Annotated in this window: 25 protein-coding genes; 11 read left to right on the top strand and 14 right to left on the bottom strand. The window is 42.7% G+C overall.

Annotation, left to right across the window (positions count from 1 at the left end):
- Positions 1 to 65 precede the first annotated feature (65 nt).
- The 7 genes from pdhA (at position 66) to GTQ34_RS13230 (ending at position 7958) form a co-directional block, all read left to right on the top strand.
- The gene (gene pdhA / locus GTQ34_RS13200) at positions 66 to 1064 is read left to right on the top strand and encodes a pyruvate dehydrogenase (acetyl-transferring) E1 component subunit alpha (RefSeq protein ID WP_166524287.1); all 999 of its coding nucleotides are present in this window, start codon (positions 66 to 68) and stop codon (positions 1062 to 1064) included.
- A gap of 4 nt (positions 1065 to 1068) precedes the next feature.
- The gene (locus GTQ34_RS13205; protein ID WP_166524288.1) at positions 1069 to 2709 is read left to right on the top strand and encodes a pyruvate dehydrogenase complex dihydrolipoamide acetyltransferase; all 1641 of its coding nucleotides are present in this window, start codon (positions 1069 to 1071) and stop codon (positions 2707 to 2709) included.
- A 120-nt stretch (positions 2710 to 2829) separates the two neighbouring features.
- Positions 2830 to 3849, top strand: a complete 1020-nt coding sequence (locus GTQ34_RS13210; protein ID WP_166524289.1) for a M28 family metallopeptidase — start codon at positions 2830 to 2832, stop codon at positions 3847 to 3849.
- Between the two features lie 72 nt (positions 3850 to 3921).
- Complete coding sequence (locus GTQ34_RS13215) at positions 3922 to 4599, top strand: SDR family NAD(P)-dependent oxidoreductase (RefSeq protein WP_166524290.1); 678 nt, start codon at positions 3922 to 3924, stop codon at positions 4597 to 4599.
- 51 nt (positions 4600 to 4650) lie between these two features.
- Entirely contained in the window at positions 4651 to 5250 is a 600-nt protein-coding gene (locus GTQ34_RS13220; RefSeq protein ID WP_166524291.1) for a SprT-like domain-containing protein, read from the top strand.
- Between the two features lie 171 nt (positions 5251 to 5421).
- Positions 5422 to 6501, top strand: coding sequence for a mannose-1-phosphate guanylyltransferase (locus tag GTQ34_RS13225; RefSeq protein WP_166524292.1), 1080 nt, complete (start codon positions 5422 to 5424; stop codon positions 6499 to 6501).
- Positions 6502 to 6503: 2 nt separating this feature from the next.
- The gene (locus tag GTQ34_RS13230; RefSeq protein ID WP_166524293.1) at positions 6504 to 7958 is read left to right on the top strand and encodes a DUF389 domain-containing protein; all 1455 of its coding nucleotides are present in this window, start codon (positions 6504 to 6506) and stop codon (positions 7956 to 7958) included.
- A 38-nt stretch (positions 7959 to 7996) separates the two neighbouring features.
- Here the strand turns inward: GTQ34_RS13230 and GTQ34_RS13235 are convergent, their stop codons facing one another.
- Together GTQ34_RS13235 and GTQ34_RS13240 are read right to left on the bottom strand one after the other, a co-directional pair.
- Positions 7997 to 8764, bottom strand: coding sequence for an ABC transporter ATP-binding protein (locus GTQ34_RS13235; RefSeq protein WP_166524294.1), 768 nt, complete (start codon positions 8762 to 8764; stop codon positions 7997 to 7999).
- Complete coding sequence (locus GTQ34_RS13240; RefSeq protein WP_166524295.1) at positions 8764 to 9501, bottom strand: MlaE family ABC transporter permease; 738 nt, start codon at positions 9499 to 9501, stop codon at positions 8764 to 8766. The genes GTQ34_RS13235 and GTQ34_RS13240 overlap by 1 nt, the downstream gene beginning before the upstream one ends.
- Before the next feature lie 116 nt (positions 9502 to 9617).
- On the opposite strand from GTQ34_RS13240, the gene pafA reads away from it, so the two are divergent.
- On the top strand, positions 9618 to 11288 hold the full coding sequence (pafA, locus tag GTQ34_RS13245) for an alkaline phosphatase PafA (protein ID WP_166524296.1): 1671 nt from the start codon (positions 9618 to 9620) through the stop codon (positions 11286 to 11288).
- Positions 11289 to 11317: 29 nt separating this feature from the next.
- On the opposite strand, the gene GTQ34_RS13250 is transcribed toward pafA, so the two are convergent.
- Together GTQ34_RS13250 and GTQ34_RS13255 are read right to left on the bottom strand one after the other, a co-directional pair.
- Entirely contained in the window at positions 11318 to 11584 is a 267-nt protein-coding gene (locus GTQ34_RS13250; protein WP_166524297.1) for a T9SS type A sorting domain-containing protein, read from the bottom strand.
- 75 nt (positions 11585 to 11659) lie between these two features.
- On the bottom strand, positions 11660 to 13027 hold the full coding sequence (locus tag GTQ34_RS13255; RefSeq protein WP_166524298.1) for a MopE-related protein: 1368 nt from the start codon (positions 13025 to 13027) through the stop codon (positions 11660 to 11662).
- A gap of 48 nt (positions 13028 to 13075) precedes the next feature.
- Here GTQ34_RS13255 and GTQ34_RS13260 point away from each other — a divergent pair, with 48 nt between their 5' ends.
- A complete protein-coding gene (locus GTQ34_RS13260) occupies positions 13076 to 13330 on the top strand; it encodes a hypothetical protein (RefSeq protein WP_166524299.1) in 255 nt (84 codons plus the stop codon).
- Positions 13331 to 14244: 914 nt separating this feature from the next.
- Here the strand turns inward: GTQ34_RS13260 and GTQ34_RS13265 are convergent.
- From GTQ34_RS13265 to gcvP, 4 genes are all read right to left on the bottom strand, one after another.
- Complete coding sequence (locus GTQ34_RS13265; RefSeq protein ID WP_166524300.1) at positions 14245 to 15090, bottom strand: glycosyltransferase family 2 protein; 846 nt, start codon at positions 15088 to 15090, stop codon at positions 14245 to 14247.
- A gap of 42 nt (positions 15091 to 15132) precedes the next feature.
- Positions 15133 to 15654: a class I SAM-dependent methyltransferase gene (locus GTQ34_RS13270; protein ID WP_166524301.1), complete on the bottom strand. Its 522-nt coding sequence runs from the start codon at positions 15652 to 15654 to the stop codon at positions 15133 to 15135.
- Positions 15655 to 15765: 111 nt separating this feature from the next.
- Positions 15766 to 16824 carry a 3-oxoacyl-ACP synthase III family protein gene (locus GTQ34_RS13275; protein ID WP_166524302.1) on the bottom strand — a complete coding sequence of 353 codons (1059 nt, stop codon included), beginning with the start codon at positions 16822 to 16824 and terminating at the stop codon, positions 15766 to 15768.
- A 160-nt stretch (positions 16825 to 16984) separates the two neighbouring features.
- The gene (gene gcvP, locus GTQ34_RS13280) at positions 16985 to 19837 is read right to left on the bottom strand and encodes an aminomethyl-transferring glycine dehydrogenase (protein WP_166524303.1); all 2853 of its coding nucleotides are present in this window, start codon (positions 19835 to 19837) and stop codon (positions 16985 to 16987) included.
- A 125-nt stretch (positions 19838 to 19962) separates the two neighbouring features.
- On the opposite strand from gcvP, the gene GTQ34_RS13285 reads away from it, so the two are divergent.
- On the top strand, positions 19963 to 20787 hold the full coding sequence (locus GTQ34_RS13285; RefSeq protein ID WP_166524304.1) for a UbiA prenyltransferase family protein: 825 nt from the start codon (positions 19963 to 19965) through the stop codon (positions 20785 to 20787).
- On the opposite strand, the gene GTQ34_RS13290 is transcribed toward GTQ34_RS13285, so the two are convergent.
- Positions 20784 to 21014 carry a hypothetical protein gene (locus GTQ34_RS13290; RefSeq protein ID WP_166524305.1) on the bottom strand — a complete coding sequence of 77 codons (231 nt, stop codon included), beginning with the start codon at positions 21012 to 21014 and terminating at the stop codon, positions 20784 to 20786. The two genes, GTQ34_RS13285 and GTQ34_RS13290, sit on opposite strands and share 4 nt — an antisense overlap.
- A 2-nt stretch (positions 21015 to 21016) precedes the next feature.
- Positions 21017 to 21571 carry a sigma-70 family RNA polymerase sigma factor gene (locus GTQ34_RS13295; RefSeq protein ID WP_166524306.1) on the bottom strand — a complete coding sequence of 185 codons (555 nt, stop codon included), beginning with the start codon at positions 21569 to 21571 and terminating at the stop codon, positions 21017 to 21019.
- 234 nt (positions 21572 to 21805) lie between these two features.
- On the opposite strand from GTQ34_RS13295, the gene GTQ34_RS13300 reads away from it, so the two are divergent.
- A complete protein-coding gene (locus GTQ34_RS13300; protein ID WP_166524307.1) occupies positions 21806 to 22168 on the top strand; it encodes a hypothetical protein in 363 nt (120 codons plus the stop codon).
- Here the strand turns inward: GTQ34_RS13300 and GTQ34_RS13305 are convergent.
- Genes GTQ34_RS13305 through GTQ34_RS13320 form a run of 4 tightly spaced genes read right to left on the bottom strand, consistent with a single transcriptional unit; the run spans position 22165 to position 26254 of the window.
- Positions 22165 to 24195, bottom strand: a complete 2031-nt coding sequence (locus GTQ34_RS13305; protein ID WP_166524308.1) for a M3 family metallopeptidase — start codon at positions 24193 to 24195, stop codon at positions 22165 to 22167. The genes GTQ34_RS13300 and GTQ34_RS13305 overlap by 4 nt on opposite strands.
- Positions 24188 to 24565 carry a hypothetical protein gene (locus tag GTQ34_RS13310; protein ID WP_166524309.1) on the bottom strand — a complete coding sequence of 126 codons (378 nt, stop codon included), beginning with the start codon at positions 24563 to 24565 and terminating at the stop codon, positions 24188 to 24190. The genes GTQ34_RS13305 and GTQ34_RS13310 overlap by 8 nt, the downstream gene beginning before the upstream one ends.
- A gap of 42 nt (positions 24566 to 24607) precedes the next feature.
- A complete protein-coding gene (gene purE, locus GTQ34_RS13315) occupies positions 24608 to 25096 on the bottom strand; it encodes a 5-(carboxyamino)imidazole ribonucleotide mutase (protein WP_166524310.1) in 489 nt (162 codons plus the stop codon).
- Positions 25097 to 25099: 3 nt separating this feature from the next.
- Positions 25100 to 26254, bottom strand: coding sequence for a 5-(carboxyamino)imidazole ribonucleotide synthase (locus GTQ34_RS13320; protein ID WP_166524311.1), 1155 nt, complete (start codon positions 26252 to 26254; stop codon positions 25100 to 25102).
- Between the last annotated feature and the right edge of the window lie 13 nt (positions 26255 to 26267).

Below are 26267 nucleotides of genomic sequence, written 5' to 3' on the forward strand. Positions count from 1 at the left end.
ACAGATATATATGTATTTTTGCTTTTCTCCAATTGGGGGATAATCACATAATATAACAACCACTGATGAAAAAAATCACCAAGGAAGTTTATTTAAAGTGGTACGAGGATATGTTGTTCTGGAGAAAGTTCGAGGACAAGCTTGCCGCCGTCTACATACAACAAAAGGTTCGTGGATTTCTACACTTGTACAATGGCCAAGAAGCCGTTTTGGCGGGAGCGCTGCATGCCATGGACCTGACCAAGGACCGGATGATAACCGCATATCGAAACCATGTACAACCGATAGGCATGGGTGTGGACCCCAAAAAAGTAATGGCAGAGCTTTTCGGAAAGGTAACAGGAACCTCCAAAGGTATGGGAGGATCCATGCACATCTTTTCCAAAGAACATCGCTTTTACGGAGGACATGGTATCGTAGGGGGCCAGATTCCCTTGGGTGCAGGATTGGCTTTTGCAGACAAGTATTTCAAACGGGATGCCGTGACACTTTGTTACATGGGAGATGGAGCCGTTAGACAAGGTTCGCTGCACGAAGCCTTCAATTTGGCCATGTTGTGGCAACTTCCGGTAGTTTTTATCTGTGAAAACAACGGATACGCCATGGGAACATCCGTGGCCCGTACTTCACATTCCACAGAAATATGGAAACTGGGCTTGGGTTATGAAATGCCATGCGGACCCGTGGATGGGATGGACCCTGCAATTGTTGCCAAAGAAATGGACAAAGCTATTGAACGTGCACGAACAGGAGGAGGTCCAACTTTTTTGGAAATGAAGACCTATCGATATCGGGGACATTCCATGTCCGATGCACAGCATTACAGGACCAAAGAAGAAGTGGAGGAATACAAAAAAATAGACCCCATCACCCAGGTAAAGGATGTGATTCTTGAAAAAGGATATGCATCGGAAGACGAGTTGAAGGAAATAGACAAAAAGGTGAAATCAATGGTGTCAGAATGTGAAAAATTCGCTGAGGAATCAGATTTTCCACCAAAAGAGCAATTGTATGACACCGTTTACGAACAAGAAGACTATCCATTTTTACAACATAAACTATAGCTAGATGGCAGAAGTAATCAACATGCCGAGATTGAGCGATACCATGGAAGAAGGAACCGTGGCAAAATGGCTCAAAAAAGTAGGAGATAAAGTGGAAGAAGGTGATATTTTGGCTGAAATCGAAACAGACAAGGCCACCATGGAGTTCGAATCCTTCCACGAAGGCACCCTGCTTCATATCGGAATAGAAGAAGGAGATGGTGCACCGGTTGATTCACTTCTGGCAATTATTGGTGAAGACGGAGAAGATGTTTCGGCCTTGCTGAACGGAGGCGGGGAAACCCCAAAAGGAGATGAAAAAAGCGAAACGGTTCCTGAAAAGACCAAAGAGTCAGGGATGGAAACGAAAGCTCCCTTTGAAATTCCGGAAGGAGTCGAAATAATTACCATGCCTCGGTTGAGCGATACCATGGAGGAAGGAACAGTGGCCAGCTGGTTGAAGAAAGTGGGGGATACGGTGGAAGAAGGCGATATTTTGGCCGAAATTGAAACGGACAAGGCTACGATGGAGTTCGAATCGTTTTACTCGGGAACACTACTACACATTGGAATTCAAGAAGGAGAAGGGGCTCCGGTCGATTCGCTGTTGGCGGTTATTGGTCCCGAAGGCACCGATGTGAAGGCCGTGCTCAATGCGCAGTCCAGTGGAGCCGCATCCGAAAGTGCTCCAGAACCATCTACATCTATTACTTCGGAAGAATCCAAGGCTGAAGAAAAGTCACAAGAAAGTGTAACATCCACTTCACAAGAAGGAGAACGGATTTTTGCATCACCTTTAGCCAAAAAGATTGCGGAAGAAAAAGGAATCAATCTTTCTGATATAAAAGGTACGGGCGACCATGGACGAATTGTTAAGCGAGATGTGGAGAATTATCAACCCTCGCAGCAAGTAGCCCCTGAAGAAACTAGGACCACCGATGCACCTGCTGTACCGATAGCACCGGTTAGTCTGCCGGTTGGAGAAGAAAGTATGGAGGAAGTGAAGAATTCAACCATGCGCAAGGTAATTGCCAAACGCTTGGGTGAATCCAAGTTCTCTGCACCGCATTATTACCTCACCATAGAGGTGGATATGGACAATGCCAAGGCTTCAAGAGCGCAAATCAATGATTTGCCTGACACTAAGGTATCTTTCAATGATATGGTGTTGAAAGCCTGCGCCATGGCACTCAAAAAACATCCTCAGGTTAATACGACCTGGAATAACGATACTACCATCTATAAACATCATGTGCATATGGGTGTTGCCGTTGCCGTGGATGAAGGCCTTGTGGTACCCGTACTTAAGTTTGCCGACCAATTAAGCTTGACTCAAATCGGGGCAGCTGTAAAAGATTTGGCGGGAAGGGCCCGAAATAAGAAAATCAAACCCGACGAAATGGAGGGAAGTACTTTCACGGTTTCCAATTTGGGAATGTTTGGGATATTGGAGTTCACCTCCATCATTAACCAGCCCAACTCGGCAATTTTATCTGTTGGTGCCATTGTGGACAAGCCCATTGTAAAGAATGGTGAAATAGTAGCGGGTAGCACCATGAAAGTGACCTTGGCCTGTGACCATAGAACGGTGGATGGAGCGACAGGCGCACAATTTTTACAGACGCTTAGATCCTATCTGGAAAATCCTGTGACAATGCTGGCATGACGTCATTGCCCCTTGGATTGACTTTAAGGGCGTTTTGTCGACGATTAATAACCAAAATGAAATTTGAGAGCATCCTTATTGGGATGCTTTTTTTATCTTTAAAAACATAAATCAGAATAAATGAAAAAAATAGTTGCCTGCGTTGTGTTTATTGCATTGTTGAGCTGCGGTTCCGCACAGATTGTGGAAACCAAGATCATTCCACCCCCACCATCAACTTCTGATGTTGTAAAGGCCGATGCGAATTTGGATGGTGCCATTATAAAAGAACCAGGATTTACCAATGCCGATCGTATGGAGGAAATCATGAATTTTCTCGCTTCTGATGATTTAAAAGGACGCGACGCAGGTAGTGAAGGTATTGAGATGGCTGCTGAGTACATCGAAAATTACTTCGTATCCTATGCAGTTGGACCTTATTTTACATCGTACCGCGACACCTTGATTAATTTCAAAAAACCATCTTATAATATTGTGGGCCTTGTGGAGGGCAATGACCCCGACTTAAAAAATGAATATATCCTCATTGGAGCGCACTACGATCATATTGGTACCATTTCACCCGAAAATGGGGACTATATAGCCAATGGAGCCAATGACAACGCTTCGGGAACAACAACAGTTCTAGAAATTGCCCGTCACTTTGGCACCTATAAAAACAATAAGCGTAGTTTGATTTTTGCTTTGTTCAGTGCGGAGGAAAAAGGATTGCTGGGTTCAGAACATTTGGCTAAAAAATTAAAGGAAGAGGAGTTGAATTTGTATGCTATGCTCAATTTTGAGATGACAGGGGTCCCGCTGCGCGGGAGAGATTATGAGGTTTACATCACTGGCTACAAACGATCCAATCTGGCAGAAATAAGCAACAAATATGCCCAATCGAACTTGGTGGGCTATCTGCGTACAGCACAGGAATATAATCTATTTCAACGCTCCGATAATTTTCCCTTTCATAAGGAATTTGGAGTGCCCTCACACACCTATTGCACCTTCGATTTTACCAACTTTGATCATTATCACAAAGTAGGCGACGAGGTAGACCTTATGGATTTTGGGCATATGGCCCATTTGGTAAACAGTATGTTGCCTGTTTTAGAAGGTATTGCCAATGCACCGACACAAGAAATCAAGATAAATTGAAATTATCCCCTTAAGGAGGCTTCAGGGATGCAATCGACCCCGTTTTAAGGGAACGACAAATAGTAATTGACTATGGCAAATATCATTATTACAGGGACAAGCAGGGGCATTGGCTTTGAACTGGTCAAACTTTTTGCCGAAGAAGGACATCAAGTTCTGGCCTTATCCCGAAATGCCCAACCTATTTTGGATTTGGAACTTTCCAATGTCCATGGTTTCCCTTTTGATTTGGGAGACTCCAAAGATTTTGAGAAAGCGGGTGACTTTTTAAAATCCTGGAATACGATAGATGTTTTGATAAACAATGCGGGAAGCTTACTGAACAAGCCTTTTTTGGAAACCTCCCGAGACGAATTTGAGGCTGTTTACAACGTAAACGTATTTGGTGTGGCGGAGATAACCAAAATGGTGTTGCCTAAAATGGGTAAAAAGGGGCATGTGGTGACCATCAGCTCTATGGGAGGGGTACAGGGCAGCATGAAATTCCCTGGACTTTCCGCTTATAGTTCTAGCAAAGGCGCAGTGATTACCTTAACAGAATTGTGGGCTGAAGAGTTCAAAGAAACAGGCCCCAGTTTCAACGTATTGGCTTTGGGGGCCGTACAGACCGAAATGTTAGAAGAGGCTTTTCCTGGCTACCAAGCCCCAGTGACCGCACTGGAAATGGCCACCTATATCAAGGATTTCGCCTTGACCGGGCATAAACTCTACAACGGTAAGTTATTACAGGTGAGTAATAGTACGCCATAAAGAAAGAAAACTAAAAGTGCTAATCAAGAACTGTCCTTTATTTTTATTTGCGTGAACGCCACCTTGCAAACATATCTTCCAGAACGCGCCGTGGCATCTTGTTTTGAGCTCATCAAAACCCATGGGGTGCATTTAAAGATTGTAAACCATCGCGTTACACGCCATGGGGATTATCGTAGATTGCCGAACGGATTACATCAAATCACGGTGAACGCTTCACTGAATAAATATCGATTTCTTATTACCCTTGTTCATGAGATTGCCCATTTGGTGGCTTTTGAGACCTACGGCCGCCGTATAAAACCTCACGGATTGGAATGGAAGCGTATCTTTCAACATTTGATGGTGCCGTTTATTCGTCCCGAGGTTTTTCCATCACAATTGTTACCCATTATTGCCAACCACTTTAAAAATCCAAAGGCCAGCAGTAGTACTGACGCTCGTTTGTCCATTGCATTGAAGGCGTTTGATGCGAAAGAAAGAAACGGTAGTTATGTGTACGAACTTCCTACCGGTAGTATATTTCGACTTTACAATGGTAAATTGTTCAAAAAAGGAAACAAAAAAGTAAAACGGTACGAATGTGTGGAATTGTCCACAGGCAGATTATATTTGTTCCAGCCCAATGCTGAGGTTGAATTGATACAATAAATGTCACTTCGAGCGCAGTTGAGACTATACTTACTTCTCCACCGCGCTCGACCCGACATCAATTATAAAAGTCATTTCGAACGTATGTGAGAAATCTACGAACCCATAATTAATTGTAAATATTTCTCAATCACTTTGCTCATTTCGAAATGACAACATGAAATAAAAAAAATGAACAAAAACTATTACGCAGTTTTAATGGCCGGGGGTGTTGGTTCTCGATTTTGGCCTGTGAGTACCACTGAAAATCCCAAACAGTTCCATGACATGTTGGGGACAGGCAAAACACTTATTCAAAAAACATTCGACCGGCTTAATCGTTTTATCCCGACCGAAAACATTTTGATTCTCACCAATGAGCGATACAATGGCCTGGTTTTGGAGCAGTTGCCCAAGGTTGCCCAAGAGCAGGTAGTGCTTGAGCCCGCCATGCGCAACACCGCTCCTTGTATTTTATATGCCGCTTTAAAGATCCAAAAAATGAACCCAAATGCCGTTATGATAGTGGCCCCAAGTGACCATTGGATAGAGGATGAAACAGCTTTTGAGAACGACGTGAAAGCTTGCTTTGATAAATGTGAAAAGGAAGAAGTGCTCTGTACTCTTGGCATTCAGCCCACCTTTCCAAATACTGGTTTTGGTTATATCGAGTTTGAAAAGGGAAGCTCTGAAAAACTTAAAAAGGTATCACAGTTTAGAGAAAAACCGAACTATGAAAGCGCCAAGGAGTTTTTGGCACAGGGGAATTTTCTGTGGAATGCAGGAATCTTTATGTGGGGTGTGAACACCATTGTGAATGCATTCAAAAAACATCAACCAGATCAACATCAACTGTTTAGTGAAGGAATCTCTTGTTACAATACAGGTGAAGAAAGTGCCTTTATCCAAGAAAATTATGCCAAGGCAGAAAACATTTCCATTGATTATGCTATCTTGGAGCAATCGAAATCCATATACACCTTACCGGCTACTTTTGATTGGAACGATTTAGGTACATGGGGCGCCCTCTATGACAAGTTGGACAAAGATGACATGGGAAATGCTGTGGTAAATGCCAAAACCTTGTTGGAAAATTCCAAAGGTAACATGATACGGTCCCCAAAGGATAAAATTGTGGTAATAGAAGGGTTGGAAGATTACATTGTTGTGGACAAAGAAAATGTCCTTTTAATCTATCCAAAAGCCAAACAGCAAGACATTAAAAAAGTCTTGGCAGGGGTAAAAGACAAATTTGGTGATCAGTTCGCTTGACGATGAAAGAACATTTAACAGATGAAAACATTACCCCTACTTCCGATAGTGGGGATGAGGTAAAAAAGGACTTCAAAGGTCTTTTGGGCAGTGTTCGAAAGTTTTTGTCCGACCTCTTGGAAATACGCTCCAATACCGATGCGGCCGCCACCAAGGAATCCATCATAGCGGATATTCCTTTCAAAGGACACACCTCTTGGATTTTGGTCTGCTCTATTTTTATTGCCTCGGTGGGATTGAATGCGAATTCTACAGCGGTGGTAATCGGTGCCATGCTTATTTCTCCATTGATGGGCCCCATTTTGGGTATGGGCATGTCCCTTGCCATAAACGATATTGACACACTCCGTCGTAGTCTTAAGAATTTTGCCGTGATGGTGGTATTGAGTGTGATTACGGCATTTTTGTTTTTCTATCTTTTCCCCCTGCGTGATGAATCTTCGGAATTGTTGGCGCGTACCAAGCCCGATATTCGGGATGTGCTCATTGCTTTTTTTGGTGGTTTGGCTTTGGTGATTGCTAGAGCAAAGAAGGGTACCATTGCCAGTGTTATTTTTGGTGTGGCCATTGCCACTGCGTTGATGCCACCACTCTGTACCGTTGGTTTTGGACTGGCCATAGGAAAACCCTGGTATGCGGCGGGAGCAATGTATCTATTTACCATAAATACCATTTTTATAGGCTTGGCAACCTTTTTGATAATCAAATTTTTGCGTTTTCCCATGGTGCGATATGCTAACTCCCAAAGACGGAGGTTTATCGCCCGAGTAGCGTCCATTGTTGGAATCTTGGTCATGATTCCTGCCGGATTTACATTCTACCAAGTATTTCAGGAATCGCTCTTCAAGAAACAGGCTCAAGAGTTTTTGAAAGACACCATAGAAGTGTACCAATTTGATGCCTCAGGCCGATATGTGGACAATTTGACACAAATTGAATACAACGATGGCAAGACTCCTTTGATTGAATTGGTTTGTATGGGGGATGAACTGATACCGGAAAATGTGATAAACACATGGAGAACCCAAAAAAGCCAATATTCTCGATTAAAAGATGCCGAATTGCATATTATTCAGGGAGGAAAGGACGATTCTGAAGAGAAGTTCAATTATGTAAGCGAACTTTATGAAAAAAACAAAGCCGAACTCTTGAACAAAGATGAGCAAATACGATTATTGGAAGAGGAAGTGGCCAATTTGACCAAAAACATGGGCAAACAAATCCCTTTCAGCAATATAAGCCAAGAAGCCAAGGCAAATTATGAGGACATTGCGGGTCTGAGTTTTTCCTATCAACTACAGACCGATTTTAACAAGTTGGATACTATTCCTGTTTTTGAGGTGAAATGGAAAGAAGGCATTCGGAACAATGAAAAGCAGGCAGAATTCAAAAAACTGTTGGCTTGGCTGAAATTGAGGCTTCAGGATACTACTTTGGTGGTCAAGGAGGTAGATTAGTCTTTAGATAACTACATCAGAAATGATTATGAGCTCCTTCAATTTCGCTCTTCAATATACATCTGTCGAACCTTTTTGAACAATTCTGAAGAATAGACAAAATCAGTAACCGCTTTATTATCGGTTTTAAAGATTTCCTTGTTTGTGCCTTCCCATTCCTTGAAACCATCTTTTAAAAAGATGATTTTTTCCCCAATTTCCATTACGGAGTTCATATCATGGGTGTTGACAACCGTGGTGATGTCATATTCCTGAGTGATTTCCTGGATGAGGTTGTCAATCAAAATCGCGGTTTTTGGATCAAGTCCTGAATTAGGTTCATCGCAGAAGAGATATTTAGGGTTCATGACAATGGCACGGGCAATGGCTACACGTTTTTTCATTCCCCCAGAGATTTCCGAAGGATATTTTTTATGGGCATCGATAAGATTTACGCGTTTTAAGACAAAATCTACACGATCTTGCATTTCAGACCTAGACTGTTTAGTGAACATATCCAGTGGAAACATTACATTCCCCTCCACGGTCATAGAGTCGAAAAGCGCACTGCCTTGAAAAACCATGCCCATTTCCTGCCTTAGATTACGGCGCTCCTTGATGGAAAGCTCAGAATAATATTGACCATTGTAACATATTTGACCTTCTTCCGGTTCAAAAAGCCCCAGAAGACATTTTAAAAAGACAGTTTTTCCAGAGCCACTTTGACCAATGATCAAATTGGTCTTTCCTTGCTCAAAAGTAGTGTTGATACCCTTCAGTACATGGGTGTCTCCAAATGATTTATGTAGATTTTCGACAATAATCATTAGCCCAATAGTAATTGTGTTAGGATATAGTTCAATATTATAATGACCACACTGGTCCAAACAAAAGCCGTAGTGCTGGCCTTTCCAACCTCCAACGCCCCGCCCGTCATGTAAAACCCATGAAAAGAAGGCAATGTGGCGATTATGAAAGCAAAGAAAAAGGTTTTAATAAATGCATAGGTGACATGAAACGAATCAAAATCCATTTGTAACCCCTTGATGAACTCACCGCTAGGTGCAAAACCACCAAAAATTGCAGCGGTCCAACCACCCCAAATACCTACAAACATGGCAATGGCCACTGCAAAAGGATACATGAGCATGGCAATGATTTTTGGAAAAACCAAATAGTTGAGTGAATTAACACCCATGACCTCCAAGGCGTCAATTTGTTCAGTAACCCGCATGGTGCCAATGCTTGAAGTGATGTAGGACCCTACTTTTCCTGCCATTATGATGGAGGTGAAGGTCGGAGCAAATTCCAGTATTACCGATTGACGGGTAGCAAAACCGATAAGGCTTTTGGGCAAAAAGGGACTGGTTAAGTTTAAAGCTGTTTGAATGGTGACTACGCCTCCAATGAAAAAGGAGATGAAAATGATGATACCCATGGAGCCATAGATAAGTTCATCAATTTCCTTTAAGATAAGGGATCTCATTATGGGCCACTTGGTCGGTTTTTTAAATACTTCCCAAATCATGATGAAGTATTTCCCAATCGCTTCAAGGTAGTTCATGTATTCAATTTGGTCTTGCGTGCATAAAAATAACAATATTGTCAGCATTTAACCTTCAATTAATCTTTTTAAAGGATTAATGAATAATTTTGTGATCGCTCGGTTAAAAGAAATCCATGAAAAACACGAATCTTATCGTCCTTTTTATCGCATTGTTGTTTGTTGGAATGACCTACGGTCAGCGACGCAAAAAAGACATGATAGAGGAACCTCCCGTTGAAATTGCCCAAAACCCCAAATTGGTGGTGGGTATAGTGGTGGACCAAATGCGTTATGATTATTTAACCCGGTTTTGGAGCCATTATGGTGATGGGGGATTCAAAAGAATGATAGGTGAGGGTTTTCTTTGTAAAAATCACCACTTCAATTATGCTCCCACGAGCACGGGACCTGGACACGCCTCGGTTTATACCGGAACTACCCCAGCTACGCATGGTATAATCGGCAATAACTGGTATGACAAGATTCGAGATAAAGAAGTGTATTGCGCCTCGGATGAAAACTATGAATCCTTGGGAACCGAAACGGAAGCAGGAAAAATGTCGCCCCATCGCTTATTGACCACTACAATTACGGACCAACTACGTCTGCACACCCAAAAGAGAGGCAAGGTAATCGCTGTTGCTTTAAAGGATAGAGGAGCTGTATTGCCGGGAGGGCATATGGCCAATGCAGCCTATTGGTTTGAAGGTGAGAATGTAGGCCAATGGGTAAGCAGTAGGTATTATATGGACCTACTTCCAAAATGGGTAGTCGATTTTAACGCTTCAGACAGAATAAAGGCCTATAAAAAGGAATGGAATACGTTAAAAGATATCAAATTGTATGTAGAAAGTGGCCCTGACAATACAAAATATGAGACCCCTTTTGATGATGAGGAAAATCCGGTATTCCCACATGCTACACCCAATTTGTTGAGCAAAGAAAGGGATTTTGAAATTTTAAAGTATACCCCATACGGCAACAATCTTACGGCAGATTTCGCATTGGAAGCACTGGAAAATGAAGGTTTAGGGTCTGATGGCATAACGGATTTTTTATCCATCAGTTTTTCCAGTACCGATTATATTGGGCATAAATATGGTGTGAATTCCAAGGAAGTACAGGACACTTATTTACGTTTGGATTTAGATTTAGAACGTATATTGACCATGTTGGACGAAAAAGTAGGTATCGGACAATATACCGTCTTTTTAACAGCCGATCACGGCGCAGTGAATGTGCCTGCCTATCTAAAGGATGAAAAAATTCCGGCTGGATATCTGGACATGGATGAAATGAAAACAAAATTTACCGATTTCTTGAAATATCGATATGGCACTACCGATATTGTAAAAAATATTTCAAATTATCAAGTGTTTTTAGACCATAAGGTAATTGCAAATCTTGATATTGATTTAGAAGATGTCCAAGAAGAAATCGCTATGGAGCTCCTGGGATATGAATATATAAATCAGGTATTCACAGGTTTCCAAATGTGGCAAAATAATTACGATTCCGGAATTCCCTATGTTTTACAGCAGGGATATAATCAAGGACGTTCTGGAGACATCCTATTTGTGCTTAGACCTGGATATGCCTCTTACAGAACTACAGGCTCAACCCACGGCTCTCCCATGATTTACGACACCCATGTGCCATTGGTATTCTACGGAAAAGGAATCAAGAAAGGAAGCACGGTGAATCGAACCGAAATTCCCGATATTGCTCCTACTATTGCTACTTTGTTGGGTATAGCCTTTCCAAATGGGACTACAGGTACTCCGATAGCTGAGGTTTTGGACTGATTTTTACATTCACAGCCTAAAGTTTGATACTACCATTTGATGACAATTAGTTTTTTCAAAGTCACTTTTTCAGTTTTTAGTTCTCTAAACTTCGCAATGTAGGTGCCATTTGCCAGACTTTCTGTATCTAGTCGTTTTCCTATATTCTTAGTCGAAATTAATCTACCTGCCAAATCAAAAATTTCAACTTGGAATTCTGATTCATCATCTGCTTTAATATTGAAATATTCGTTTGATGGATTAGGATAGATTACTATAGAATTATCTTCGGCTGTATTTTCATCTGCTTCATCCAATGTGACAGCTTCCTCAGTTTGCTCATCATTTTCTGAAGCGGTGTTAGATTCTTCTACATCCAGGGTGTCGGGGTCTCAGTCGTCATCGATCCCGTTGTATGGGACCTCGTCGGCACCGGGGTTGACCGCCGCATCGTTGTCGTCACAGTCGTCCACGTTGGCGAACCCGTCCCCGTCCAGGTCGTCATCGGGCGTTGCGGGGTCGCAGTCATCGTCGATGCCGTTGTAGGGCAGCTCGACCGCACCGGGGTTGACCGCCGCATCGTTGTCGTCACAGTCATCGGCGTTGGGGAAGCCGTCGCCGTCCAGGTCGTCATCGGGCGTTGCGGGGTCGCAGTCGTCATCGATCCCGTTGTAGGGGACCTCGCCGGCACCTGGGTTGACCGCGGCATCGTTGTCGTCACAGTCGTCCACGTTGGCGAAACCGTCGCCGTCCAGGTCGTCATCGGGCGTTGCGGGGTCGCAATCGTCATCGATCCCGTTGTAGGGGACCTCGCCGGCACCGGGGTTGACCGCCGCATCGTTGTCGTCACAATCATCGGCATTGGCGAAGCCGTCCCCGTCCAGGTCGTCGTCGGGGGTGCCCGGGTCGCAGTCATCGTCGATGCCGTTGTAGGGCAGCTCGACCGCACCGGGGTTGACCGCGGCATCGTTGTCGTCACAGTCATCGGCATTGGCGAAGCCGTCCCCGTCCAGGTCGTCATCGGGCGTTTCGGGGTCGCAGTCATCGTCGATGCCGTTGTAGGGCAGCTCGACCGCACCGGGGTTGACCGCGGCATCGTTGTCGTCACAGTCGTCCACGTTGGCGAAACCGTCCCCGTCCAGGTCGTCGTCGGGCGTTGCGGGGTCGCAGTCATCGTCGATGCCGTTGTAGGGCAGCTCGACCGCACCGGGGTTGACCGCGGCATCGTTGTCGTCACAGTCGTCCACGTTGGCGAACCCGTCCCCGTCCAGGTCGTCATCGGGCGTTGCGGGGTCGCAGTCGTCATCGATCCCGTTGTAGGGGACCTCGTCGGCACCGGGGTTGACCGCCGCATCGTTGTCGTCACAGTCATCGGCATTGGCGAAGCCGTCCCCGTCCAGGTCGTCATCGGGCGTTGCGGGGTCGCAGTCATCGTCGATCTCGTTGTAGGGGAACTCGTCGGCACTGGGGTTGACCGCGGCATCGTTGTCGTCACAGTCGTCCACGTTGGCGAAACCGTCCCCGTCCAGATCGTCGTCGGGCGTCCCGGGGTCGCAGTCATCGTCGATGCCGTTGTAGGGCAGCTCGACCGCACCGGGGTTGACCGCGGCATCGTTGTCGTCACAGTCGTCCGCATTGGCAAAGCCGTCCCCGTCCAGGTCGTCGTCGGGCGTTGCGGGGTCGCAGTCGTCATCGATCCCGTTGTAGGGGACCTCGTCGGCATTAGGGCTAATTGCTGAATCGAAGTCGTCACAGTCCAAATCGCTGGGTACACCATCATTATCAAAGTCGATTACTCCAATCCCATAATGAAGACTCATGTACTCATTAATGGCCGTTGCACATTGCTCCGCAAATTGTTCTCTACCAGGCTCTCCACCATTAATTCGAATATCTTGGTCACACTCAATTTGGAACGCATCGATTTCTTCACTAAAGAATGCTCCGTTTTCATATACAATGTAACCTCCATTAAAATAAGGGTCTCCAAATTCTGGAAAAGGATCAGCTGGGCTGGGTACGGCTGGGTAGCCCTTATTGTGAATGAGTGCACCGAAACTTAAGGGTCCCCTGACCAATTCGGCGTGTTCAAGATTCAATACATTGTCATTTATTAAATTTTTGGTACTGTTTCTATTGATATGAAAAGGAGTATTTAGCTCGTCGTCCGATTTATTAAGATCGGTATGAGTCAAAATATATCCCAGTTCTATTCGCTGTATCGGATGCCCATGTCCGTGCAGATCTATTAAAAGACCTCTTCCATAATCTTGAATTATTTTGTTTTTGGTTGTTTCAAGGTAATTGTGATAGTTGTTCCAGGCTTCTACTCCTATTGGATCACCATCGGCACCTTCTTCTATCGCCCTATTGGTATCTAGTTTGCTTCGGTCCAAAAGATTAATGACGACGTGTGGATAAAAACCTGTTTGGTCATGAAAATACTGAGTAATGCTTCTTCCTATTTCTTGGGTAAATGAATCTCTAGAATAATTACAACCATTGCAATTCCTGTCGGCAATTTCGTCAGGCACCAAGTATCCGCCATGGGGTACAGAAATGATTAACGGATAGTTTCCGGCGATATATTCTATGTATCCTGTGTCGTCAAAATAACTTTGCCCGGGAGTTTGTGCTTCACTAGTACTTGGAAAAAAGATAATGAAGAGCATACAAAGTAAAACCACGGTAGAGTTATGCAAAGCGAATAGAGTGGTAGTTTTTTTCATTCCAATCGATTTCCGAATTAGCTTCCATCTCCTTAAAGTAGAACCTTGGGACGCTTTTGACAGTTTCCAATTGACGAATGCCTAATTTCAGTTAACCAATTGAAGGTCAAACATGTATAAGTGTTTAAATGTATTAATTAAGTGATATTTTGAAAAAGTAAAATCTTAGGTGTTGATAAGAAAAAACGTATATCAAAGAGATAATTGTCCTAAATGTTTTACTGTTTTAAATTTCTTTAGAAGTCTATTCAAGAAAATTTTGACCAAATACCTCTCCACCGATACTTTCGGACAAACGTGCCCTCTTCTTTGGTAATGTACCTTGGCAATTTGTGAATGGCCGATTTGAAGTAACCAATAAGTATTTGAAAGTATAATAACGGATTTTTGGCTTGCCAGGCCATCTTTAAAGCTGCTACCTTTGCTAAAACAAGACCATACCTCATTTTATAAAAGGCTTCACCCTTAGCATGTGCTTTTTTCAAACTGTATCCTCGACCAGTGGGTCGTAAGTGTTTCACTTGGAGCGATTCGTCGACCAATGTGTGAAAATCATGATATTTGGCAAGTAGGACATCCACAGTATCCCAACCCACGCCGGAACGAAGTCCTCCAATTTTATTAAAACAAGCCTTGTGGTAAAGTTTGATAGGTCCCCGAATATGAGTTTTATTAGCAATGTTTTCATATACCCATTGCTCTCCTTTTTTTATGTAAAGAAGTCCGCTGCACATACCCAATTTCCAGTTGGATTGGAAGTGGTTGATCATCATTTCAAAATAATCGGGCGGTAAGATGATGTCGGCATCAAATTTTCCTATAAGGTCGAATTCAGCAGCATGCTTTAGCCCGTAATTAAAAGTATCCACCACTTTTTTTCCAGGAATATGTTCGTTGGATGACTTTCGTTGAACCACGTTTATCCAATCATACTTTTGGGAATAGGAGGTTGCAATCTGAAAAGAGTTGTCCGCACTGTTATCATCGACCACGATCAATTCGTTAGGAAGCAATGTCTGATTGACGAAAGAATCAAGGCATTTAGCCAAATGGGTCGCTTCATTGTGGGCAGGTATGATAATGCTTATTCGCATTGGCTAAAGGTGCAAAAATCAAATCATAAAATCCAAACAAGTTTACTCCCTTTCTGCATAAACGACGTAATACCTTGGTGTAAACAGTCGTAATAGGGGCCTCACACCTATTTTTTTTGTGGGATTGGTCCATTTGGCGGTATCTTTTATGGTCCATCCTGCCTTTTCCAGCAACCAATCGAACTGCCAATCCTCAAATTCATGATAGTGTCGGTCCCAAGGGTCTGTTTTGCTGCGGTATGCTGATGCAAACCACAATTTAAGCGGAATACTCGCCACCAATTTATTGGCTTTCATTTCTTTCAGTACATTGAAAGGAGCCAACATGTGTTCAAAAATTTCAAAGGCAGTGATTACATCGGCATTGGAATTTTTTACTTGCTTCCAATCGAGGTCTAGGTCTTGCCCCTTGGTATTTTCCACGGAATACCCGTGTTGTTTCATAATCTCTGAAAAAGGATTTTCAACACCTAAATCCAAAATGGTTTCCGTAGTATTGATGTGCTTTTTTAGAAACACAAGGGTATGGCGATAACGCTTATTGGGAAAGTTATTCTCGTACATGGTTCAAAAATCCAAAAAAGAAATTACAATCAAGAAGAAATCTGATCTTCAGCTATCTTTTTGAATCGTAAGCAAGAGTTTTTGTTGGTATTTCTACGGGAAACAGAATAACTAGATGCGATAAACAATAGCATTTATGTTCATGCCCGCACCCACGCTTGCGAAAATGACAAGGTCTCCCTTTTCTATTGAATGTGGTTCCAAATCCCCATTTCGAACCAGGTCAAAAAGGGTGGGAATGGTAGCCACAGAACTATTGCCCAATTTATGGATGCTCATGGGCATGATGTCCTGAGGCACTTCTTTGCCGTATAAACGGTAAAAACGCTTAACGATGGCCTCATCCATTTTTTCGTTGGCTTGGTGAATAAATATTTTCTTCACGTTATTGATGCTTTCACCACTTTCGTCCAAACATGCTGCCATGGCGTTGGGAACATGGGTACAGGCAAATTCATAGATTTTTCTGCCATGCATTTTGATGTACTTGGTGTTTGGGCAGCCTTCTTCATTATAGGTTTTGTCAAAAAATAAATAAAAGGCCTCATTGTTGGCATGTGTTTCAGATGCATGACCTAAGATTTCACCACTTTGGGCATTTGCTTCGATTATTGCAGCTCCAGCACCATCAGAATAAATCATGCTGTCGCGATCATGTTCATCGACAACCCTTGAAAGGGTTTCGCCGCCTATTACCAAGCATTTTTTAGCAATGCCGCTTTTTATGAATGCGTTGGCCTGGATTACCCCTTCAATCCAGCCGGGACAACCGAAAATCATATCATAAGCAACACATTTCGGATTTTTTATTCGAAGCAAGTGCTTAACACGTGTGGCTAAACTGGGCAGTGTATCTCCCTGAATTGTACCATGCTCAATATCCCCGAAGTTGTGGGCGAAAATTATGTAGTCAAGTTCTTCTCGGTCAATTCCAGCATCTTCAATAGCTTTTTCCGCAGCAAGATGGCCTAAGTCGGAAGTATTCAGTTGGGGTTTGGCATATCTTCTTTCTGAAATTCCAGTAATGGATTGAAATTTTTCAATGATCACATCATTTTCATACCCAAACCGGGCACCATCAGCACCCAAAAATTGATGTTGGAGAAAGTCTTCGTTTTTCGCAATAATGGATGGAATATAACTTCCTGTGCCCGTAATGCCTATTTTCATGCGGAGGTTTTAATTGCTAATATAGTGGTAATAAGCTCCTTTCCTATGCGCGCATAAGAGTTTTTACGATGTCCAAGGTCCGTTTAAATGCCTATCAAACAGAAAAAGTGCTGATAGTCACCCTATATCCACGCTTATTCTTTATGCTGACAGTTTCTTTCTATACCTCAGCGTATGCTTCGATAGGAGTACAGGTGCAAATTAAATTACGATCCCCAAAAGCTTCATCTGTTCGTCTAATGCTCGGCCAAAACTTGTTTTCTGAAACATAGGGCAGAGGAAACGCAGCTTTTTGCCTACTATAGGGGTAATCCCATGAATCGCTGGTGACCATATCCAACGTATGCGGGGCATTTTTCAAAACATTGTTCGGCTCATCAGAGGCAACCTCATCAATTTCTGCCCGAATTGCAATCATGGCATCACAAAATCTATCCAACTCTGCCAAGCTTTCACTTTCTGTAGGTTCAATCATCATTGTCCCAGCTACTGGGAAGGAAACGGTGGGGGCATGGAATCCGTAGTCCATCAATCGTTTGGCGATGTCTGTAACTTCTATACCGTGTACCTTAAATGGTCTGCAATCCACAATCATCTCATGGGCCGCACGACCTTTCTCGCCAGTGTACAATACTTCAAACCTTCCTTTAAGTCGATCTTTGATGTAATTGGCATTGAGGATGGCTATTTCGGTAGCTTCAGTTAATCCTTCAGCCCCCAACATTTTTATATATCCGTAGGATATAAGACAAGCCAAAGCACTACCCCATGGAGCTGCTGATATGGCTGTTATTCCTTGTTTACCCCCGGTTTCTACCACGGGATTGCCAGGAAGGAAGGGCTTCAGTTGTTCCGCGACACAAATGGGTCCTACGCCAGGACCTCCGCCTCCATGTGGAATGGCAAAGGTTTTGTGAAGGTTTAGGTGGCATACATCCGCTCCAATGGTGGCTGGATTTGTCAATCCTACCTGGGCGTTCATATTGGCACCGTCCATATAGACCTGTCCGCCATGTTCGTGTATTAAATCCGTTATTTTGATGATGGAAGACTCGAAAACACCATGGGTAGAGGGATAGGTGACCATTAAGGCCGCTAGGTTATCTGAATGCAACATCACTTTTTCCTCTAGATCAGCCACATCGATGTTTCCTCTTTCATCGGTTTTGGTCACGACCACCTTCATGCCCGCCATTACTGCTGAAGCAGGATTGGTACCGTGCGCTGAAGCTGGGATAATACATATGTTTCGATGTCCTTCGTCCCGTGATTCATGATAAGCACGAATCACCATCAATCCAGCATATTCCCCCTGCGCCCCTGAATTGGGCTGAAGGGATGTTCCAGCAAATCCGGTAATCTCGTTCAATTGTGACTCCAACGACTGAATCATTTCTTGATAGCCTTTAGCTTGATCCAAGGGAACAAACGGATGAATATTGCCCCAGTTGGCCCAACTCAAAGGCAACATTTCAGAAGCGGCATTCAATTTCATGGTACAGCTTCCCAGTGAAATCATCGAGTGATTTAGGGCAAGATCCTTACGCTCCAGTTTTTTGATGTAGCGCATCAACTCTGTTTCTGAATGATAGGAATTAAACACCTCGTGTTCTAAAAATGAAGATTGACGTTTCAGTGGACTTGAAATAATTTCCTCTACTTCAGAAGGCAGTGAACTGTCTTTTTCGATTTTTTGGGATACAGAAAAACAGTTGAGCAAAAGTTCAAGATCTTGTTCCGAAGTTGCTTCATGTAACGAGATGGAAACATGGTCAGCATCTATATAGTTTAAGTTGACCCCTTTTCCTTCGGAGACTTCTTTAAGTGTTGCAACATCTTGAACTTTTAATTTGATGGTGTCAAAATATTCCGTATTCAGCTGCTTAATCCCCAAATCTTGTAAACCTTCAGATAGCTTTCGAGTCTGGAGGTGTACTTTGTTGGCAATATACTTTAATCCGTTAGGCCCATGGTACACGGCATACATGCCCGCCATTACGGCCAATAAAACCTGTGCAGTACAGATATTGGAGGTTGCCTTATCTCTTTTTATATGTTGTTCACGGGTCTGAAGGGCCATACGGAGGGCCCTATTGCCATCGGTATCCTTTGTCACTCCAATTATTCTACCTGGAATACTCCTTTTATATTCTTCCTTGGTAGCAAAGAAAGCAGCATGTGGCCCGCCATATCCCAAAGGGATTCCAAAACGTTGGGTAGTGCCAACCACCACGTCTACACCCCATTCGCCGGGAGGGGTCAGCAAAACCAAACTTAAAATGTCGGCTGCAACGGCAACTTTTATATCATTTTCCATTGCCTTTTGCACAAAACCGGCATAGTCATGAACTTGTCCGTGTTTTCCTGGATATTGAAGCATAGCACCGTAATAGCCTTCTGAAAAATCAAAAGCCTGATGATTTCCAATAACCAACTCTATTCCTAATGGTATAGAGCGCGTTTTTAGCAAGCTTAAGGTTTGTGGCAATATTTCTTCAGAGACAAAAAACTTAACTGCCCCATCCTTTTTTTGTTGTCTGGAACGCACATCGAACAACATGGTCATGGCCTCAGCAGCGGCCGTACTTTCATCCAACAACGAAGCATTTGCAAGCTCCATTCCTGTTAAATCGGTCACCATGGTCTGAAAATTAAGCAATGCTTCCAATCTTCCTTGGGCAATTTCGGCCTGATAGGGCGTATAGGCGGTATACCATCCCGGATTTTCCAAGATATTTCGTTTAATCACCGAAGGAGTGAGCGATTCATGGTAACCTAGTCCTATAAAGGTTTTGAACACCTTGTTCTTGCTGGATAATTCTTGAACATGAGCCAAGAATTCATGTTCACTTATACCTTTTGGAAGGTTTAACGCTTTCTTTAGCTTGATATCACCGGGAATGGTCTCGTTGATTAATTGTTCCATGTTTTCGACGCTAATGGTCTCAAACATTTTTGAAAGATCTTTCTCCGTGATGCCAATGTGTCTGGCAGCAAATACTTCTGTGTTCATATTAATCCAATAAAGTGCACAAAATTAGGGATAAATTCGATGAAAATAGTCAATTTTGAGAGTCTCAGAATCAAAATTGTTAACTGTGAATCAATTGGTGAGGTTTTGGGAATGTAATTGGTTTGATGGGCACTTTAAAATTCATTTTTAACTTTTACTTAAATGCCAGCATACACGTCTCTTTGGCTGTAGTATCCCTTGCTGCCATTACCTTTGATTTGTTGGCCATTTCTTGGAATTTTTTTCTGCTTGGATTTGTTTTTTTTGCTAGTGTGGTCTGCTACAATTTTGTGAAGTATGGTGTTGAAGCGCATAAGTATTTGATTGTCTCCAATGCGTACCACAGGGCTATTCAGGTGTTTAGTTTTCTTTCTTTCGGCTTCGCTATTTACTTTTTATGGTATTTATCCCCTAAAATATGGGTTGCAGTGTTTGTTTTGGGCATTTTATCTACTCTATATGCAGTGCCCATGTTGCCAAACTTAAAAAACTTGAGGAGTCTAGGTGGCTTTAAGATTTATATTGTTGCATTGGTGTGGGTTGGCTTTACGGCTTTGCTCCCAATTTTAGATGCCAATGTTTTACCCACGTGGGATTTGGGGATGCTATGCCTTCAGCGCTTCATCCTTGTTTTGATACTGATATTGCCTTTTGAAATTCGGGATATGCATCGGGATGACAAAGCTTTAAAGACTTTGCCCCAGGTTATTGGACCGAAAAAAACCCAAAAACTGGGGCTGGTGCTGATCGGCATCTTTTTTTTATTGACATTTTTTAAGGATGTCGTTGATGGAAAGGAAGTTTTACTGCGGTCTGTTTTGGTCTTATTTTTGGTGCTTATCTTTCTTTTTGACCAAAGAAGACAATCCAACTACTTTGCTTCATTTTGGGTGGAAGGAATCCCGATTTTTTGGCTGGTCCTTTTTAGGTTCGTAAACGAATTCTTCTAAAGATGTTTCTCCAAATCCTTCTTCATCGATTTTTTGTCGTTTTCGGAAAGTACTTGCATATCTGCACGGTCACAAAGCGAGGTCAATGTTTTGTTTTGCTTTGAGAATTTAGCACAGGCTCTACAATACAAGATATGCAAGCGGAGTTTGAGAATTTCCCAAAGACTTGCTTCCTTGTATTGTGATCTAGTACAGATATGTGCTGCCTCGTCGCAGGAAATCTTCATAACTAAAACCAGTTTTCATTTAAACAACCCATAAGTGCCGTTCTCGCCCTATGGATCATTACCCACAGATTGGACGGATTTATACCCAATTCATTACAAATGTCCTCTGTGGCCATTCCTTGAATCGTTTTCATTGTAAAGACCTGGGATTGCTTCTGAGGTAACTTGGAAATGCATTCTTGTATCGCAAGCCCAAGTTCCTCATTCTCCAAAATGTTGTCCCCATCTTGGCTAAATGGGTCAGCTACCTGTTCTTCCAGCCAATCCCCTTCGGAATCACTACTTGGACTGTAGTTGATACGTACTTCTGCTTTTCCCTTTTTGGAGTTGATCTTTCGATAATGATCGATCACCTTACGCTTAAGTATGGCTATCAACCATGTCCGTTCGGCAGCATTGCCCTTATAGTTTTTGGCAGAATTCAATCCAGCTATAAAAGTTTCTTGAACCAAGTCTTTGGCAAGTTCAGCATCACTTACCCGTGCTACTGCATAATTGAACAAGTAGTCGGCATATTGGTCTACCCAATTTTCAGGATGAAGTTTGTGTGCTGCCATATTTTATGAGGTATCAAAAATAGTGGATTTTATGCAATGAACTCCTAGAAAGGTCTTCCAAAATGGTAATACCTGATGCTAAATGCATATTGAGGTTTTTCGTTTAAAGAGACTATGCTGGCATATATCTTTTGAATCAATATATATGAAGTTGTCCATGATGTTATAAAAGTCAAATTATTTTGTAAATTGTTATTAACCAGAATAATAGAACAAATCAATCAGCCTATCCTTATGAAGAAACTTTCCATGTTAACTGCCCTGCTTATTCTTTTCAATAGTTGTTATAGTTATAAAAGTCTGGAATTTCCTGAAATGGATTTTGTGGTTGGAGAAAAATATGAGATAAGGGTGGGGGACCGAGAGATGGAAAAAGTCCTGGTAAACCAAGTGACAGATTCAACGATAATTGTGCTTCAGAATAAAACTGAAATCACAATTAAAAAATCAATGGTCACCGAGAGTAAACTAAGAAAATTTTCCATGGGTAAAACCATAGCAGCTTGCACCCTTGGGGTATTGCTGACCATTGTAACCATAGGAACTATCTCTTGGTCGAGTGGAAGCGGAAATGGAGCAACCTTTGAATGTTGCTAATTTTGTATCTTAAGTAATCCCGCTCTTTCCAATAATGCATCAATGTTAGGTTCCGCACCTCTAAATCGCTTATAAAGTACCATGGGGTTTTCCGTTCCCCCTTTGGACAGGATGTGTTTCTTGAATTTATCTGCAATGTTCCTATTGAATATACCTTGCTTCTTGAAATGGGCAAAGGCATCTGCATCCAATACTTCTGCCCACTTGTAGCTATAATAGCCTGATGAGTACCCACCTTGAAAAATATGGGAGAATGATGTACTCATGCACGTTTCTGCTGTTTCTGGAAACAATTTGGTACCCTTAAATGCTTCAACTTCATGAGCCTTCACATTTTCGATTTTAGAAGGGTCTTTTCCATGCCAGGCCATATCCAGAAAACCAAAGCTCAATTGACGAACCGTGGCCATACCTTCTTGAAAGGTAGCGGATTCCTTGATTTTTTCCACCAGTTCCATGGGTATCAATTCACCTGTTTCATAATGATGGGCAAAAAGCTCCAAAGCTTCTCGCTCATAGCACCAGTTCTCCATGATTTGACTGGGCAACTCTACAAAGTCCCAGTACACGGAAGTTCCGGACAGCCCTGGATAGACGGTGTTCGCCAACATACCATGCAATCCATGCCCAAATTCGTGAAACAAGGTGGTTACCTCATTAAATGTGAGCAAAGACGGTTTGGATTCTGTAGATCGGGTAAAATTACAGACATTGGAAATGTGGGGCCTGTTGTTTTTGCCATTTTGCTGATACTGGGGTTTGTAGGAAGTCATCCAAGCGCCACCTCGTTTTCCAGGTCTGGGATGAAAATCGGCGTAAAACAAGGAAATGAATTCTCCGGAATCATCATAAACTTCAAAGGTTTTTACTTCTTCATGGTACTTGTCCACATCAAAAACTTCTTTGAAATGCAAGCCAAACAACTTCTCGGATACTTTGAAAACGCCCGAAATGACATTTTCCAATTTAAAATAGGGCTTCAATATTTCATCATCCAAATTAAACAGCTTCTGTTTTAACTTTTCAGAATAATAGGCACTGTCCCATTTTTCCAATCGGTCAATGCCATCCAATTCCATGGCGAAAGTTTGTAATTGCTCAAATTCCCTTTTGGCCGCAGGTAATGCCTTTTCTAGAAGTTCATTAAGAAAATCCATAACCTTTTCCGGAGTTTCGGCCATACGTTCTTCCAAAACAAAATGGGTATTTGTCGGGTAGCCCAATAAATTGGCCCGCTCATATCGTAATCTTACAATTTGGAGCACATTTTCCCGATTGTCCAGTTCGTCATTATGAAATCCTTTACTGCCGAAAGCCAGGGACAATTTTTTACGTAACTCCCTGTTCTCGGCATATTTCATAAAGGGGATGTAGCTGGGGTAGTCCAAAGTTATGAGCCAACCGTCCTTATCTTTTGATTTTGCCAACTGGGCCGCAGCCTCCTTTATTCCCTCGGGAAGTCCTTTCACATCTTCTTCGGAAGTGAGCAAAAGTTCATATTTATTGGTCTCTGCAAGCACATTTTCGCCAAACTTGAGCTTCAATTGAGCTAATTCCGTATCGATTTTACGCAATCGCTTCTTGTCTTTTTCATTGAGATTAGCTCCATTGCGGCTGAATTTTTTATACCGCTTTTCCAATAGGGTGTCCTGTTCGGGCGTAAGGTCAAGAGTTGCCCTTTGGGCATAGACCGATTTTATCCTTTTGAAAAGCCCTGCGTTCAAAATAACGTCATTATTAAATTCGGATAACCACGGGGAAACCTCTTGGGCTATTTTCTGGATTTCTTCATTGGTCTCTGCCGAATTTAAGTTGAAAAAGATACTTGAGATTCGGTCCAGTTGCTGCCCAGAAAATTCCAACGCCTCCAAGGTGTTCTTGAAAGTTGGAGGTTCAGGATTTTCCACGATTTCATCAATCTCTTTCTTGGCATTTTCGATGGCTTTTAGAAAAGCAGGTTTAAAATGTTCGTTATTGATTTTTGAAAAAGGGGCCTGATCAAAAGATTTGAGCAATGGGTTATTCATATGGATTTCTTGTTTTTTTATTTTTTAAAGGGTTCACAGCGATGTCAGTCAGCAAAAAAGCGAAGGAGACCAAGCCGGAAAAAATTGCAACGGTAACAAACGCAAAGGTTCTAGAGGTATCTTGTGTTGCCTTGTTCAAGGCCGCAAGGGCTTCATCCGTATATTCATTCAAGTCTACGAATCCATTTCCGTTTAGGTCAAAACTTTGGGCATGTCTCGTGATATAGTGCCAGCGAATTTCAACAGAAGTAAGAATCAGGACGTACATAACAAATGCCAACAGTGCGCTCCGATAAAAAACAACTATATACGCATTTTGGATTTTCTTTCTCACCAAAAGGACGATGACAATGGCGAATACGCCTATCATTATGCCTATTTCGTTGTAGTTCAACCTTGGAACACGTGTTTATTAGTTTCTTTTGACTTCTTCCGCACCTTTGATGACCTTTTCTTTAAGGCCTTGTTTATAGGCTTCAATCTTGTCCAGTACACATTTATCGGCACTGCCAATAATCTGAGCTGCCAATATCCCGGCGTTTTTGGCTCCGTTCAGCGCCACGGTGGCCACGGGAACGCCTCCCGGCATTTGTAGAATGGAAAGAATGGAATCCCATCCGTCAATAGAATTACTGCTTTTTACAGGTACTCCAATAACGGGCAGTGGAGATAAAGAAGCAACCATGCCAGGTAGGTGGGCCGCTCCTCCGGCACCTGCTATTATGACAGAAAATCCATTTTTATGGGCATTTTTGCCAAAATCAAACAGTTTTTCCGGTGTTCGATGGGCTGAAACAATATCCACTTCGACTTCAATATCAAATCCTTTTAAAATATCGATGGCTTCTTGCATAACGGGAAGGTCGCTGGTGCTTCCCATGATTACGGCTACTTTGCTCATATTTTAATTACTAACAACGTTTATGGTTTCCTTTACTTTTTGTGCCACTTCCCGAGCTCGGGCCATATTTTCATCCACAATGGTCACATGTCCCATTTTCCGAAAGGGACGGGTCTGTTTTTTACCATAAATATGTGGAGTTACGCCATCCATTTTTAGTATGGTTTCTATGTTTTCGTAAATCACATTGCCGGTATGACCTTCCGACCCTACCAAATTGACCATGATGCCCGCCACCTTACTGTCCGTTTTTCCCAACGGCAAGCCCAAAATGGCACGAATATGCTGTTCAAACTGGTTGGTGTAGCTGGCTTCAATGCTGTAATGTCCACTATTGTGCGGTCTCGGGGCCACCTCATTGACCAAGATCTCATCTTCCTGTGTTTGAAATAACTCCACCGCCAATAACCCTATATGATTCATATGTTTTGATACTTGCAGCGCTACTTGTTGCGCTTTCTGGGCCACCTCATCTTCAATTCGGGCAGGACAGATTACATATTCCACCTGATTGGCCTCCGGATGGAATTCCATTTCCACAACGGGATAAGTGTTGACCTCTCCGACGGTATTTCTAGCCACAATTACAGCAAGTTCATTTTTAAAATCCACCAACTGTTCTGCAATGCATTCCACATTGGGCAAGTCTTTTAAATCTTCCGGAGTCCTGACAATTTTCACCCCTTGTCCATCATAACCAAATTGCGCACTTTTCCATACAAAAGGGAGTTGGAGCCCTCCATTGGAAATACTGTCTTCAATCTCAGAGGTGTATGCAAAACGGGTAAAAGAGGCCGTGGGTATATTGTGGTCCGTGTAAAACAATTTTTGAGTTGCCTTATTTTGTATCGTTCTTAAGGCTTTTGTGGGCGGATATACTTTCACACCCTCGTTTTCCAACTTCTCTAGGGCATCTACGTTTACGTTTTCAATCTCAATGGTGAGCACATCCACATCCTTTCCAAAATTGTACACCGCATCAAAATCCATCAGGCTTGCTTGTACAAATTCATTGCAGGAAATCTTACAAGGGGCTTCAGGGGAAGCATCCATTACCTTGGTATGGATATCCCATTTTCGTGTTTCGTAGAGCAGCATTTTTCCCAACTGTCCACCTCCAAGAATACCCAGTTTAAATTTGGAAGAAAAAAATTGCATTGGTCTTGCAGAT

It is taken from the genome of Flagellimonas ochracea (genome assembly GCF_009903685.1).
GTDB classification, from domain to species: Bacteria; Bacteroidota; Bacteroidia; order Flavobacteriales; family Flavobacteriaceae; genus Flagellimonas; species Flagellimonas ochracea.

What these genes read in the sequence shown, in the direction of transcription:
- pdhA (WP_166524287.1), top strand. Translation starts at nt 66, where the DNA reads ATGAAAAAAATCACCAAGGAAGTTTATTTAAAGTGGTACGAGGATATG.
- GTQ34_RS13205 (WP_166524288.1), top strand. Translation starts at nt 1,069, where the DNA reads ATGGCAGAAGTAATCAACATGCCGAGATTGAGCGATACCATGGAAGAA.
- GTQ34_RS13210 (WP_166524289.1), top strand. Translation starts at nt 2,830, where the DNA reads ATGAAAAAAATAGTTGCCTGCGTTGTGTTTATTGCATTGTTGAGCTGC.
- GTQ34_RS13215 (WP_166524290.1), top strand. Translation starts at nt 3,922, where the DNA reads ATGGCAAATATCATTATTACAGGGACAAGCAGGGGCATTGGCTTTGAA.
- GTQ34_RS13225 (WP_166524292.1), top strand. Translation starts at nt 5,422, where the DNA reads ATGAACAAAAACTATTACGCAGTTTTAATGGCCGGGGGTGTTGGTTCT.
- GTQ34_RS13230 (WP_166524293.1), top strand. Translation starts at nt 6,504, where the DNA reads ATGAAAGAACATTTAACAGATGAAAACATTACCCCTACTTCCGATAGT.
- GTQ34_RS13235 (WP_166524294.1), bottom strand. Translation starts at nt 8,764, where the DNA reads ATGATTATTGTCGAAAATCTACATAAATCATTTGGAGACACCCATGTA.
- GTQ34_RS13240 (WP_166524295.1), bottom strand. Translation starts at nt 9,501, where the DNA reads ATGAACTACCTTGAAGCGATTGGGAAATACTTCATCATGATTTGGGAA.
- pafA (WP_166524296.1), top strand. Translation starts at nt 9,618, where the DNA reads ATGAAAAACACGAATCTTATCGTCCTTTTTATCGCATTGTTGTTTGTT.
- GTQ34_RS13260 (WP_166524299.1), top strand. Translation starts at nt 13,076, where the DNA reads ATGAAGACTCATGTACTCATTAATGGCCGTTGCACATTGCTCCGCAAA.
- GTQ34_RS13265 (WP_166524300.1), bottom strand. Translation starts at nt 15,090, where the DNA reads ATGCGAATAAGCATTATCATACCTGCCCACAATGAAGCGACCCATTTG.
- GTQ34_RS13270 (WP_166524301.1), bottom strand. Translation starts at nt 15,654, where the DNA reads ATGTACGAGAATAACTTTCCCAATAAGCGTTATCGCCATACCCTTGTG.
- GTQ34_RS13275 (WP_166524302.1), bottom strand. Translation starts at nt 16,824, where the DNA reads ATGAAAATAGGCATTACGGGCACAGGAAGTTATATTCCATCCATTATT.
- gcvP (WP_166524303.1), bottom strand. Translation starts at nt 19,837, where the DNA reads ATGAACACAGAAGTATTTGCTGCCAGACACATTGGCATCACGGAGAAA.
- GTQ34_RS13285 (WP_166524304.1), top strand. Translation starts at nt 19,963, where the DNA reads ATGGGCACTTTAAAATTCATTTTTAACTTTTACTTAAATGCCAGCATA.
- GTQ34_RS13290 (WP_166524305.1), bottom strand. Translation starts at nt 21,014, where the DNA reads ATGAAGATTTCCTGCGACGAGGCAGCACATATCTGTACTAGATCACAA.
- GTQ34_RS13295 (WP_166524306.1), bottom strand. Translation starts at nt 21,571, where the DNA reads ATGGCAGCACACAAACTTCATCCTGAAAATTGGGTAGACCAATATGCC.
- GTQ34_RS13300 (WP_166524307.1), top strand. Translation starts at nt 21,806, where the DNA reads ATGAAGAAACTTTCCATGTTAACTGCCCTGCTTATTCTTTTCAATAGT.
- GTQ34_RS13305 (WP_166524308.1), bottom strand. Translation starts at nt 24,195, where the DNA reads ATGAATAACCCATTGCTCAAATCTTTTGATCAGGCCCCTTTTTCAAAA.
- GTQ34_RS13310 (WP_166524309.1), bottom strand. Translation starts at nt 24,565, where the DNA reads ATGATAGGCGTATTCGCCATTGTCATCGTCCTTTTGGTGAGAAAGAAA.
- purE (WP_166524310.1), bottom strand. Translation starts at nt 25,096, where the DNA reads ATGAGCAAAGTAGCCGTAATCATGGGAAGCACCAGCGACCTTCCCGTT.
- GTQ34_RS13320 (WP_166524311.1), bottom strand. Translation starts at nt 26,254, where the DNA reads ATGCAATTTTTTTCTTCCAAATTTAAACTGGGTATTCTTGGAGGTGGA.